Here is a 12,221-nt window from a genome sequence, read left to right as displayed (position 1 = left end):
CGGTGGGAGCACAGCACCGACGAAGCCCGCGAGGCCGTCCGGCGCGAACGGCTCGGGGCGGGCGCCCGGCGCGGCCCCCCGGAACGCCGGCCCGACCGGACCACGGGCCGACCGGTCGGACGCGGCGGCCGACGACCCCGGCCCAGGTCACGACCGGGCCGGGGTGCTCGGCGGTGTGGTCCGCTTCTCCCAGCACCACCGCCTGCTGGTGATCCTGACCTGGGTGGCGGCCCTCGCTGCCGCTGTGCTCCTCCTGCCCGGGCTCGGGTCGGTGACCGAGTCCGAGCAGGCGGCGTTCCTTCCCGACACGGCGGACTCGGTCGCGGCCTCGAAGGTCGAGGACGCGGCGTTCCCCGACGACACCACGAGCACTGCCGTGCTCGTGGTGTCACTCGAGGACGGCGGGCGGGTCGTCGACTCGCCCGAGGTGGTGAGCGGCCTGGTCTCGGCGCTGGAGGAGGCCGAGATCGAGCACGTGGAAGGGGTGGGCAGCGACGAGGCAGCGGTCTCCGATGACGGCACCGTGCAGTTCATCGACCTCGCCGTCGCCGAGGTCGACGCGGCGGAGGCCGATGCGACAGTGGACCGGGTGCGTGAGGTGGTGGCCGACGCCGCACCCGAGGGAGTGGTCGCGGAGCTCACCGGCAACGTGGCGCTCAACCACGACGGCCGGGAGGCGGCCGAGGAGGCGGAGCTGGTCATCTCGGTCGCGACGGTCGTGGTGATCCTCGCCCTGATGCTGCTCGCCTTCCGCGGGCTCCTGGCGGCGCTGGTGCCGGTCCTGGTCGTGCCGGTCGTCTACGAGCTGGCCGCACGGACCACCGCCGGCCTCGCCTCGGCCTGGAACTGGCCGGTCGACCAGAACCTGCCGCTGATCCTCACCGTCGTGCTCTTCGGAGTCGGCACCGACTACGTCCTGTTCATCCTCTTCCGGTTCCGGGAGGCCCTGCGGGAGGGCGTGGAGACCCGGGCGGCACTGGAACGCGCGACGGTGCGGACCGCGCCGGTGCTCGGCTCGGCCGCCCTCGCCGTCACGATCGCCTTCGCCGCGCTCGGTCTCGCGACGCTCGGCTTCTACCGGACGCTCGGCCCGGGGCTCATCGTCTCGGTCCTGATCATGTTCCTCGCGGCGATCACGCTGGTCCCTGCGGTGCTCTCCCTCCTGGGCCGCGCCGTCTTCTGGCCCTCGCGGCCCTGGCGGCGCCAGCCGCGCGGGCGGCTGCTGCGGGCCCTGGCGGCGGTGGTCGTCCAGCGGGCCGGCCTGGTCGCCGCCGCGGTGGTCGCGATCCTGCTCGGCGGAGGCGCCGCGGCCCTCGCCTTCCAGCCCGACTTCAGCACGACCTCCGCCCTCGACCCCTCGACCGAGTCCAGCCGCGCCCTCGAGACGTTGAGCACCTCGCTGCCCGCGGGGACCCTCAACCCCACCCGCATCGTGCTGACGTCCGACGGGGCCGACGGGGTCGACGAGGCCGACGTCGGTCGGTTCGCCGAGGCGCTCGCGGACCGCGACCTGCCCGGGGAGGCGGTGCCGGGCCCGGTCTCGGAGAACGGCGAGGCCGGCCAGGTGGTCTTCGCGTTCGAGGACGACCCGCTGCGCAACGCGTCGCTCGACGCGTTCGAGGACCAGCTGCGCCCGGCGACCGAGTCCGTGGCCGACGAGGTGGGCGTCGAGGTCGTCCTGGCCGGCGACACCGCGACGTCGGTCGACCTGCGGGATGCCAACAACCGCGACCTGCTCCTCGTCGGTCCTGTGGCCGCGGGCGCCATCATGGTCGGTCTGATGCTCGCGCTGCGCGGCGTGGTGGCGGGGGTCGTCCTCGTCGGCGCCATCGTGTTGGGGGTCCTCGCCGCGCTCGGGGCCAGCGTCGGGATCTTCCAGGACCTGCTCGGCGATCCCGGTGTCGCGTTCAACGTGCCGATCGTGCTCTACGTCTTCGTGCTGGCGATCGGCACCGACTACACGATCCTCGTGATGCTGCGCATCCGGGAGGAACGCGCGACGGGCCGGGACCGGGCCGACGCGGTCCGGGCGGCGATGGTCCACTCCGTACCTTCCGTCCTGGCTGCCGGGCTGATCCTGGCCGGCACGTTCGCCGCGCTGATCCTCTCCGGGGTGCCGTCGACGGTGCAGCTGGGAGCGGCCGTGGCCATCGGGATCGCCCTGGCGGCGGGTCCGGTCGCCTCGCTGCTGATGCCGGCCCTCGCCGTCCTCCTGGGCGACCGTCTCTGGTGGCCCTCCCGCGTCGGCAGGCCGAGGAACTAGGAGCCCCGACTGCTGTCGGTTCCTCCCGAGCGGCACGCCGAGCGGCAGGCGCCCACGCCGCGGTCCGCCTCGTGGGGCATGCGCGCGCCCCCGACACCCCGCGCCGCGCGGAGATCGGCGCCTCCCGGGTCGACGCCGACCCCGTGGGGGTGTTGCACCGATCGGGAGAGCCCCGGGGCAGTGCTGCCACACCTGGGGTCCGGTTGCGCGACGGGGCGACGACGGCCAGGGGCGCGATTAGCGTCCGAATCGTCCAGGTGATGTCTCACCAGGTGATGTCTCACAGCAGGGAGGGGGTGCGACACATGTTCAACGACGTGATGGTCGAGGAAGAGACGACCGAGGAGGTCTCCGCGATCGACTTCGGTTGCTGAGACGTGACGCAGGACGGCGCGAGCGTCGTCCTCCCGCGGTGTCCCGGTCGCAGGACCTGTGCCGGGACACCGCCTCGGCCCGGACGGCGTTCCGGGGCGCAGGACCTGCCCCCGGGGCGCCGTCTGGGCCCGGTCGGCCGTGGTGCCACCGGCCCCGGGCCCCGCGGAGCACGTGCAGAGGGAGATCAGATGGTCACGCAGATCGCACCGACGGTCCCGACGTCGGCTGCCCAGGAGGTGCGACCCTCACGGTTCACCTACGCCGTGCCGCACGACGACGGCGGCCTCGTCGTCTACAACTCGATGCGCGGCGCGATCACCTACGTGCCCGCGGCACACGCCGACGCGGCCCGTGGGCTGCTGGGCAACCGCTCCGCGGTGCACCGGGTCGACGACCTGCCCGCCGAGCTCCGGCCGATGCTCGACGGCCTCGTTGCCCGCGGCTTCCTCGTCCCCGGCTCCGAGGACGAGCTGGAGCAGGCCGCCACCCTGCGCGACGAGCGGGTGGCGCGCACCGACCGGCTCGAGCTCATCTTGATGCCGACGGAGTCGTGCAACTTCCGCTGCACCTACTGCTACGAGGACTTCGGCCTGGACCGGATGCTGACCGGCGTCCAGCGCGGCGTGACCGAGCTGGTCCGGCGTCGGCACGAGGAGACCGGGCTCTCCTCGCTCTCGGTCTCCTGGTTCGGTGGCGAGCCCCTCGTCGCCCTCGACGTCGTGGAGAACCTCAGCGAGTTCTTCCTCGACTACTGCGCCGAGAACGGCATCGCCTATGCCGCCGGCATGACGACCAACGGCTACCTGCTCACCCCTGAGACCGCGCGCCGGGTCACCGAGCTGGAGGTGCGCTCGTTCCAGGTGACCCTGGACGGGCCCCGCCACACCCACGACGACACGCGGTCGCTGATGGGTGGGCACGGCTCCTTCGACACGATCATGGACAACCTGCGCGGGCTGGCCGACGACCCCGAGCTCGACTTCGACGTCATGCTGCGCACCAACTTCACCCCCGAGAACGTCGGGAGCGTGCCGAGCCTCGTCCAGGAGATCGGCGAGATCGCCGCGCGCGACGACCGGTTCTCGGTCATCTTCCGCCCGGTGGGCCGCTGGGGCGGGCCGGACGACGACGCGATCTCGGCCTGCACGGGCAAGGACGCCGAGCTGCTGAAGCTCGACCTGAACCGGCACGCGTCCGACGCGGGCATGGGCGTGGGCGACACCCGGATGCTGCGTCCGGGCGGGACTGTCTGCTACGCCGCGAACCCCTGGTCGCTGGTGGTGCGGCCCAACGGCCTGCTCAACAAGTGCACGGTCGCCCTGCGGATGGCCGAGAACCTGGTCGGGCGGCTGGTGCCGGACGGCACCCTCGAGATCAACGACCAGCGGATGGCGCTGTGGACCGAGAACGACGAGACCCAGGACTCGGGCTGCCGGTCCTGCTCGTTCCGGCCGTCCTGCCAGGGAGCGCACTGCCCCCTGATCCGGGTCCAGGACGGCGTACGGCCGTGCCCGTCCGTCAAGACGTGGATCGGTGCCAACCTGCAGACGTTCGCGGACCTGCAGCGTCAGGGTGTCGCCGTGGTCGGAGGTGTGGCGTGACCGGCCCGATGACCGGCAGGGGGACCGGTGCGGGTCGTGCCGCGTCGCCCCGGGTCGCCACCGACATCGACGGCTGCGTGACGCTGTGGGCCGACCCCGGCGGCTGGTGGGTCGCCGAGCACGCCCGGGGCCGGGAGCGGGTGCGTGCCGCCGAGGGGCACCGGCTCCCCGAGGGCGTCGCGCCGGGCAGCACCGGCGGCACGTTCGTGACCTGGGCCGGTGGTGCGGGCGAGGGACTCGCACTCGACGGCGACGCGCTGCGCACCCGGGTACGGCGTCCGGTCCCGGCCGGCCTCCGGGCCGTCGCGACCGTCGCGGTCCGCACGGCCGGAGCCGTGCAGGAGGTCTGGTGCGGCGTGGACGACGTCGACGGAGTCCACCTCCTCGGGTGGGACGGCGAGCGTCCGGCGAGTGCCGAGATCCGGGTCCCCGGCGCCCGCGCGGTGTTCGCCAACCGGCGCCTGCGGCGCTTCGTCGTCCTGGGCGAGACCGTGAGCGTCGTCGCGCCGCACCCCTCCGACCCCGCGCCGTGGGTAGCCGGCGCCCTCCCCGGTGCGGCGACCGTCGCGGCCGTGACCTTCGACGAGGTCCTCGAGGTGGTCTGGCGGGCGGAGCCGGGCGTGCTGGTGGCGCAGGCGCTGCGAGCCGGCCGCCTGGTCGAGATGTACCGCATCCCGGTCGCCGCCGGGGTGACGGCGCTGGCCGTGAGCCGCGGCGGCGAGTGGCTGCTGCTGACCCGGGCCGGCGGGACCGACACCGTCCTCAACGTCGCTGCCCAGCGGGAGATGGCGCTGCCCGACGACATCGCCGCGGCCCCGGTGCGCGCCTTCGGGTACGACGCCCGGCTCTGCGCCCTCACCGACCAGGGCGTCATCGCCGTCGACCTGCCGGCCCGCGCGGAGCTGCGTGCCGTCACGGTCGGCAGCAGCACCGCCGCCTGGGACGGCCGGATGACCAAGACCAGCTCGGTGTCACTGCGGCGCGACCCGGCCCCGGCGTACGCACGGACCGACCGGGAGGTGAGGACGGATGCGTGACGGCACCCTGTTCGGGGAGGGACCCCGGCTGGTCCGGCAGGACGTGCGCGAGCTGGCCCGACGCTGCGCCCGCTCGATCGAGCAGCGGGGGCGCTGCCTGCCCGACGCGATGGACGACGTCGCCACCGCGTTCAACCGCGGCGCCCTGGTGATGACGCTGATCGGCGACGCGGAGCGGGCCGAGACGATGTGCCGCCAGCTGATCGGCATCCTCGACGGCCACGGGGGCCGTCGCCCGCGGACCCCCGCCTACGGCTACGCGCTGCAGCCACGCCTCAACCTGGGGCGCCTCCAGCTGCGTCGCCGCGCGCTCGAGGACGCCCTCGAGACCTACGAGACCGTGTACCGGATGTCGCTGCGGGCCCTGCCCGAGCCGGCGTCGGCGATCCGGCGGGCGTACGTCGTCGACACCACGCGGGCCCTGGTCCTGGCCGGCGACCTCGGCCGGTTGCGCGACCGGGTGGTCGGGTGGCGAGGCGACCCGGCGTTCGCGGGCATGTTCCAGGTGGTCGAGGCCGGCGTCCTCGCCGCTGCCCCGATGGACCAGCTGCGCGGTCCGTGGGGCTCCGGGGAGCCCACGTTCGAGCACGTGGTGCTGCGTCTGCACACGGCGCGCCGGCTCCTCGAACTCGGGGAATGCGACGCCGGGCTCCAGGCCGCGCTGGCGACGTACTTCGCGGCGCACACGGTGATCGCGGGCCTCGACGACGGCGAGCGCGGCAAGCTGCTCGCCTATCTGGCCCGGCTGCTGGAGCTGGGAGGCGATCCGCCGACGGCCGCGACGACCTGGGAGTCGGTGGCCGGCATCGCCGAGCACCTGGGCGACGAGGTGCTCCTGGCCGAGGCACTCGGCGGCACCACCCGCACCAGCCCGGACTGCCGGCGCCGCGAGGCGGCGGCGCGACGGCTGATCGAGCTGAGCGCCGAGTCCCTGTACGTAGCCGTCCGCGGCGAGCGGGGGCCGGTCCCGGCTCCCGAGATCCCTGAGCTGGCCCGGCTCGAGCACGCCGCAGCGCGAGTCGGCCGACAGTGCGATGTGGAGGAGGTAGCACGATGACGGTCCTCGAGGAGACCACGGCGCTCGACCTGCTGCTGGGTGGACGCGCCGAGCTCGACAGCTGCTGGGAGGAGGAGCCGTTCGTCGCCCGGGGACTGCCCCCGTTCGACGAGATCTGCTCCCTCGACGACGTCAACCGACTCGTGTACGACGAGGTGCACGACCGCAGCTTCTTCCGCCTCTTCGACGGCGGCCTCGAGCAGCCGGCCACGGTGGCCGCCCGCCGTCGCGAGCGGGGTCCGGGGGAGCACGCACCCCTGCTCGACCCCCAGGAGGTCCGCCGCCTCGTGGCGGCCGGCCACACGCTCGTTTTCGAGGAGCTGCGCACCCTGCTGCCCGCTGTCGACGCGTTCACCAGTGCCCTGGAGGGCGAGCTCGGTCACCACTGCTACTGCGCCGCGTTCCTGAGCCCCCCGGACGGCGTCGGTGCCGGCGCGCACTGGGACGTCGGCAGCGTCTTCCTCCGCCAGCTGCACGGCGAGAAGACCTGGACGCTCGGGCGCCCCGTCGAGCCCGCCATCCGGCGCCCGTGGAACCGCGCGCCCGTCACGTTCCAGGACCCGATCACCATCGAGCTCGGCGAGGGCGACTGCCTCTACATCCCCCGGGGCTGGATCCACGAGGGGCACACGCGGGCCAAGCACGCCCTGCACCTGTCCATCGCCGTCCAGGCGACCACGTGGGGTGACGTGCTGCGGGCGGCCGTCGACCGGTCGGAGCGCTCCTCGCCCGCGCTGCGGGAGGCGCTGCCGCCCGCCTGGCGGATGCCGGACGCGGACGACTCCGCGGCCGAGCTCGGCCGTCGCGTCGCCGCGCTCGACCTGCACGGGGCGGCCGGAGCCATCACGCCCCAGCGGCGCCGGCCCGACCCGGCGCCCGCCCCCGGCATCAGCGCGTGGGAGGCGGAGTCATGAGCGCGCCGGCCGCGGAGCGTCGCCAGCCGCCGCAGACTTCCGGCGCTGCCGGCCTCGATTCGCTCTGGCACGCCTGTGCGGCGGCGTCGGCGATGTTCGAGCGGCACGCCGTGGTGCCCGCGCCTCAGCTGCAGGAGCACCTCGACGACGCGACAGTGGTGGCGCTGCTGCGCCGGGCGCTGGAGGACCCGGCGGTGCGGCGGATGCTCAAGGTCACGGTCGACGGCGCGCAGAGCACCGCCGCCACGCAGACCGTCCTCACCTCACCGCCGCACGAGGGCGAGTCGACCCGGGCCTGGACCCGGCGCCTCTTCGGAACCGCCCGCGTCGGAGTCGGGCTCAACAGCGCCCAGCGCTGGAGCGAGCAGCTGAGCCGGGTGTTCGCCGAGATCATGACGCCGGTCTGGGAGCACTGCCCGCACGGGTGGGTGGAGCTGCGCCTCACCCTGTTCCTGGGCAACTACGGTTTCACCGACGGCGGCGCCCACCGCGACGTCGGCCATCCCGAGCGGGTGGTGCACCTCAACCTGGGGCCCGCACCCAAGGTCTTCCACACCTGGACGCCGGACGCCTTCGTCGCCGCCACGGGCGGGCTCGACGCCGTCCGGCTGCCGCCGTACCCGCTGGCGTCGGCTCGGACTGCCGTGTTCGGGCCCTACGAGCTCTACGTCCTCAACGTGAGCGACTTCCACGTGGCCGACAACGACGAGCACAGCGTGAGCGTCGCGGTGGAGATGATCCGGCGCACTCCCGCCGAGGTGCTCGCCGAGGTCGCCGGCCGACTCGCGCCCCCGTCGAGGCGGGCCGCCGCCGGGCCGTTCCTCGCCGCGGGGGACGAGGCCGGCGACGTACGACGGCTCCTGGCCGAGCCCGATCTGGCGTCGCGAATCGCGGCCTCGGTCGAGGACCTCGCCGCGCGCAGCAGGAGCAACGCGGGGTTCCAGGGCAGCCCCCGACGTCGAGCCGAGGGTGCGCCGGAGGGCGCGGTGCGACGCCACCCCACCTACCCGCTCGTGCGCGGCACCGGCGGTGCGCTCTACGCCCGCGGCGCGGCCCTGCGGCTGCCGGGGGAGGAGTCCGAGCTGCACGCCGTCGCCGACGTGCTGGCCTCCGCGCACTGGCACACCCCAGCCGAGATCGCCGCCGCCACGGGCGTCGCGCCGACGGTGGTCGACGGAGTGGTCGACGCACTGTGGCGGGTGGGCGCCCTCGAGGGCGCCCCGTCCGGACCGATCGGGGGTGCGGCATGACCGTGCGTGCCGATGCGCAGCAGCGCCGGGGGACCGACCACCCGCCGGCCGTCGTGGCCCAGAGCCGCAGCGGCACGTTCCGCGCCTTCGCCCGCCCGGTCGGGATTCTCGGGACCGGGGTGTTCGTGCCGCCGCGCCGGGTGACGAACGACGAGCTGGTGCGCACGCTCGATACCACCGACGAGTGGATCCGCCGCCGCACCGGCATCCGGGAGCGCCGATGGCTGGACCCGGCCCTCACCGCGACCGACATGATGGTCGCTGCCGGCGGCGACGCCCTGGCCGCCGCAGGCGTGGCGCCCGCAGACCTGGGAGCCGTCGTCGTGGCGACGTTCACGGGAGACCAGCCGCTGCCGTCGAACGCGGTCACGGTGGCCTCGCGGCTGGGGGCGACGGGCGCGTGCCCGCTGGACCTCAACCAGGCGGCCTGCGCGGGCGGGGTGCTCGGAATCTGGACGGCGGCCCACCTCGTCGCCGCCGCGCCGACGCGGCCGGTCCTGGTGATCGGCTCCGAGGTGCTCTCCCGGGTCACCGACCCCGAGGACCGGTCGACCCGGGTCTTCTTCGGCGACGCCGCCGGCGCGGTGGTCCTCGGGACGGTGCCCGAGGGCGCGGGCCTGGAGGCCTGGCACGTCGGCGCCGAGCTGAGCCACGACGTGGGGATCCGGGCCGGCGGGGCGTCCCGGCCCGTCGACCCCGGAGCGGTCGACCGGCGCGAGCACTACCTGCACATGGACGGGCGCACCGTGTGGGACATGGCCACCCGGAACCTGCCGGCGAGCGTGCGCGCGGCGTGCGCCGCCGGCGCGGTGGCGCTCGAGGACGTGGACCGGTTCGTCTTCCACCAGGCCAACCTCAACATCGTGCACGCGGCGATGGACGCCCTCGCCCGTCCCCGGGACCTCGCGGCGGTGAACGTGGACCGCCTCGGGAACACCGGGGCCGCGACAGTCTTCCTGGCCCTCCACGAGTCGGTCACCGAGAACGCCGTCCGCCCCGGCGACCGGGTGGTGATCAGCGCCATCGGCGCCGGCTTCATCTGGGGCTCCCTCGTGCTGCGCCACGTCGCGGCCCGCGGCCCAGCCAGCCCAGCCAGCGTCTCCCGATCCTCCGCACCCACGACGAAAGGCACCACCATGACGATGAGCGAGCACGAGGCAGCCGAGATGTTCGTCGGGCTCTACCAGCTCGACGTCGACCCCGCGACGATCGCCGGGACGGACCAGCTGTTCGGGCCCCGATCGGCCTTCGGTCGGGACTCGATGGACGTGCTGAAGCTGATCGCGGCCCTGCGCGAGCGCTACACCTTCGACATCGGGGACCTGAAGACGGAGAGCTTCCTGACGACCGCCTCGATCGTCGACTTCCTCGGCTCCCGGGCGCAGGCGAAGGCTGGGATCTGAGATGTGCCCGCGTCGCGAGCCGTTCATGGAGGGGGACCTGGTCGACCTGGTCTGGCCCTCGCGCGACGACTTCGAGGTGGTCGCCGGGATGCTCGCCGGCGGCCCGGCCGCTGCCCTGGCGACCGGCGGCGAGGTGGCGCCCGAGGCCGACGACCTGCGTGCCGACTGCCGCAGCGGTCGGACCACGATCGCCTGCGTCGTCACCAAGGACGGCCAGACGATCGGCTTCGTGCGCTGGGTGGCCCGCAAGTACGCCGGGAGCTACGAGATCGGGGGGCTCGTGGAGCAGCCGGCTCAGTGGGACCTCGGCATGGGCGCTGAGGGCACGGGGCTGGCCCTCGAGCACCTGTTCCACGCGTGCAACGCCCACCGCGTCCAGTTCCTCGTGGGTGCCTTCAACCTGCGGACGCTGCGGATGGTGCTGAGCCTCGGCCTGCCGGTGGAGGGGATCCTGCGGGACTACTTCTTCCTCGACGGCGAGTACCACGACGGCATCGTCACGTCGGTGCTGCGCGAGGAGTTCTACCGCTTCGACTCCCACGGGACCGTCCGGGACCGGATCAGCTCCGCCGACAAGCAGGAGGCCCGCGAGCTGCTCGTCATGGCGCGGGCCCGGCAGGCCGAGAGCGTGGGGCTGTGAGCGCCGACCCGGGCGGCGAGCTCGAGGGCCGCACCGCACTGGTCACCGGCGGGGCTCGAGGGATCGGCGCCGCCGTCGTCACCTGCCTCGCCCGGGCCGGTGCCCACGTCTCGTTCACCTACCGGACCTCGGTGGCCGACGCGGCGGCGCTCGCCGACAAGCTCGCCGCCGAGGACCTCTCCCACGACCTGGCCTCGGTGGACGTCACCGACGTCGGCGCCGTCGACGCGTGGGTCAACGATGTGGCCGGCCGTCGCGGCACCATCGACATCGTCGTCAACAACGCGGCCGCCGGCCGCGCGGCACCGATGCTGCACCTCACCGATCCGGCCGTCCTGCGGGAGTCCGTGGACGTGAACCTGGTGGGCACGCTCAACGTCGTGCGGGCCAGCTCGACCCACCTGCTCCTCGGCGGTCGCGGGGCGATCGTGTCGGTGGGCTCGATCGCCGGCCGGGTCGGGATCCTCGGCCTCACGTCGTACGGCGCGAGCAAGGCCGGCCTGGAGGGGATGACCCGGGCCCTCGCCGTCGAGTTCGGCCCCCGGGGCGTGCGGGTGAACGCCGTGGCTCCGGGGTACACCGGCCAGACCGCCATGGTCGACCAGGTCCCCCGCGAGACGCTGGACGGCCTGGTGGCCCGCACCCCCCTGGGCCGGACCGCGACCGTGGAGGAGATCGCCGAGGCGGTCCTGTTCCTCGTCTCCGAGCGGTCCGCGTTCGTCACCGGGCACACGCTCGTGGTCGACGGGGGGCTGACGTCATGAGTGGCGCCGGACGCCGGGCGGTCCTGTTCAACCCCCAGGTGCACGTCCGGCCGGGGGACTACGACGAGCTGCTGGCCACGACGCCGGCCGCCCGGCGCCGGGTCGAGGAGGCCGCGGAGATCGTCGGGCGCCCGCTGCTCGCCGACCTCGCCAGCGACGACCCCGACCGGGTCAACGCCGGTCCGTCGATCCGGCCCGCGTCGGTGGCGATGGCCATCGGGCTGGCCGAGAGCGGCGGGCAGCACCCCGAGGACGCCGCCTTCGCCGCCGGGATCAGCCTCGGTCAGCTCACCGCTGCCTGCTTCGCGGGGGCGATGAGCTTCCGGGACACGGTGCGGATGGCCTGCGCGATGCCGCAGCTCGAGGACCGGCACTTCCCGGACACCCCGCTGGGGACGGCCTTCGCCTACGGCGTGCCGGAGGACTTCGCCGGGTCGGCGGAGGCAGCCGCCCCGGCCGGCGCCGTGCTGACCTCCTGCGCGCTGACGGCCGACAACCAGGTGCTCTTCACCACCGACGCGGCCGGCTTCGACCGGCTCGTCGAGCTCGCGTTCGCGGCGGGCGGGCTCGCCGTCCGGGTGCCGTACTCGCCCCCCGCGCACTGCGCGCTCATGGGGGACGTCGAGCGGGCCTTCGGCGCCGAGTTCGTGCATGAGGACCCCCGGCGCGACCCGGTCGTCCCGCTGGTCTGCAACATCACCGGCCGCCCCTTGGAGACCGCCGACGCGGTCTGGGACGCGCTCGTGCGGCAGTACACCCATCGTGTCGACTGGGTCGGCGGCCTGCGGTGGATGGCCCGCGCGGGCGTGGGCTCCTTCGACGTCGTCGGGCCCGGACACTTCGTGCAGAAGTCCCTCAGCTTCACCAGCCTGCCCTCCGACGTGGCGGTCACCGCGGGTCGACGGTGAGGTGACCGT

The 12,221-nt window shown here is 74.3% G+C and carries 10 protein-coding genes; all 10 read left to right on the top strand.

From position 1 onward, the window contains the following. The first annotated feature begins 163 nt into the window (after positions 1-163). Positions 164-2,263, top strand: a complete 2,100-nt coding sequence (locus EBO35_RS10090) for an MMPL family transporter (protein WP_164477904.1) — start codon at positions 164-166, stop codon at positions 2,261-2,263. 563 nt (positions 2,264-2,826) lie between these two features. Continuing rightward, complete coding sequence (locus EBO35_RS10080; RefSeq protein ID WP_122817596.1) at positions 2,827-4,239, top strand: radical SAM/SPASM domain-containing protein; 1,413 nt, start codon at positions 2,827-2,829, stop codon at positions 4,237-4,239. Then, on the top strand, positions 4,236-5,276 hold the full coding sequence (locus EBO35_RS10075) for a hypothetical protein (protein WP_122817595.1): 1,041 nt from the start codon (positions 4,236-4,238) through the stop codon (positions 5,274-5,276). Before EBO35_RS10080 ends, EBO35_RS10075 begins: the two co-directional genes overlap by 4 nt. Next, positions 5,269-6,333: a hypothetical protein gene (locus EBO35_RS10070; protein ID WP_122817594.1), complete on the top strand. Its 1,065-nt coding sequence runs from the start codon at positions 5,269-5,271 to the stop codon at positions 6,331-6,333. Before EBO35_RS10075 ends, EBO35_RS10070 begins: the two co-directional genes overlap by 8 nt. After that, positions 6,330-7,247, top strand: coding sequence for a JmjC domain-containing protein (locus EBO35_RS10065; RefSeq protein WP_122817593.1), 918 nt, complete (start codon positions 6,330-6,332; stop codon positions 7,245-7,247). The genes EBO35_RS10070 and EBO35_RS10065 overlap by 4 nt, the downstream gene beginning before the upstream one ends. Further along, complete coding sequence (locus EBO35_RS10060; protein WP_164477903.1) at positions 7,244-8,497, top strand: hypothetical protein; 1,254 nt, start codon at positions 7,244-7,246, stop codon at positions 8,495-8,497. Before EBO35_RS10065 ends, EBO35_RS10060 begins: the two co-directional genes overlap by 4 nt. Continuing rightward, a complete protein-coding gene (locus EBO35_RS10055; RefSeq protein WP_122817591.1) occupies positions 8,494-9,900 on the top strand; it encodes a beta-ketoacyl-ACP synthase 3 in 1,407 nt (468 codons plus the stop codon). Before EBO35_RS10060 ends, EBO35_RS10055 begins: the two co-directional genes overlap by 4 nt. A 1-nt stretch (position 9,901) precedes the next feature. Further along, a complete protein-coding gene (locus EBO35_RS19460) occupies positions 9,902-10,540 on the top strand; it encodes a GNAT family N-acetyltransferase (protein WP_164477902.1) in 639 nt (212 codons plus the stop codon). Beyond that, complete coding sequence (locus EBO35_RS10050; protein WP_164477900.1) at positions 10,537-11,304, top strand: SDR family NAD(P)-dependent oxidoreductase; 768 nt, start codon at positions 10,537-10,539, stop codon at positions 11,302-11,304. The genes EBO35_RS19460 and EBO35_RS10050 overlap by 4 nt, the downstream gene beginning before the upstream one ends. Further along, entirely contained in the window at positions 11,301-12,212 is a 912-nt protein-coding gene (locus tag EBO35_RS10045) for an ACP S-malonyltransferase (protein WP_122817589.1), read from the top strand. The genes EBO35_RS10050 and EBO35_RS10045 overlap by 4 nt, the downstream gene beginning before the upstream one ends. The last annotated feature ends 9 nt before the right edge of the window (positions 12,213-12,221 follow it).

It is taken from the genome of Nocardioides pantholopis (assembly GCF_003710085.1).
Classification (GTDB): Bacteria; Actinomycetota; Actinomycetes; order Propionibacteriales; family Nocardioidaceae; genus Nocardioides; species Nocardioides pantholopis.
This window is presented reverse-complemented; position numbering and strand designations above follow the sequence as displayed.

What these genes read in the sequence shown, in the direction of transcription:
- EBO35_RS10080 (WP_122817596.1), top strand. Translation starts at nt 2,827, where the DNA reads ATGGTCACGCAGATCGCACCGACGGTCCCGACGTCGGCTGCCCAGGAG.
- EBO35_RS10070 (WP_122817594.1), top strand. Translation starts at nt 5,269, where the DNA reads ATGCGTGACGGCACCCTGTTCGGGGAGGGACCCCGGCTGGTCCGGCAG.
- EBO35_RS10065 (WP_122817593.1), top strand. Translation starts at nt 6,330, where the DNA reads ATGACGGTCCTCGAGGAGACCACGGCGCTCGACCTGCTGCTGGGTGGA.
- EBO35_RS10060 (WP_164477903.1), top strand. Translation starts at nt 7,244, where the DNA reads ATGAGCGCGCCGGCCGCGGAGCGTCGCCAGCCGCCGCAGACTTCCGGC.
- EBO35_RS10055 (WP_122817591.1), top strand. Translation starts at nt 8,494, where the DNA reads ATGACCGTGCGTGCCGATGCGCAGCAGCGCCGGGGGACCGACCACCCG.
- EBO35_RS19460 (WP_164477902.1), top strand. Translation starts at nt 9,902, where the DNA reads ATGTGCCCGCGTCGCGAGCCGTTCATGGAGGGGGACCTGGTCGACCTG.
- EBO35_RS10045 (WP_122817589.1), top strand. Translation starts at nt 11,301, where the DNA reads ATGAGTGGCGCCGGACGCCGGGCGGTCCTGTTCAACCCCCAGGTGCAC.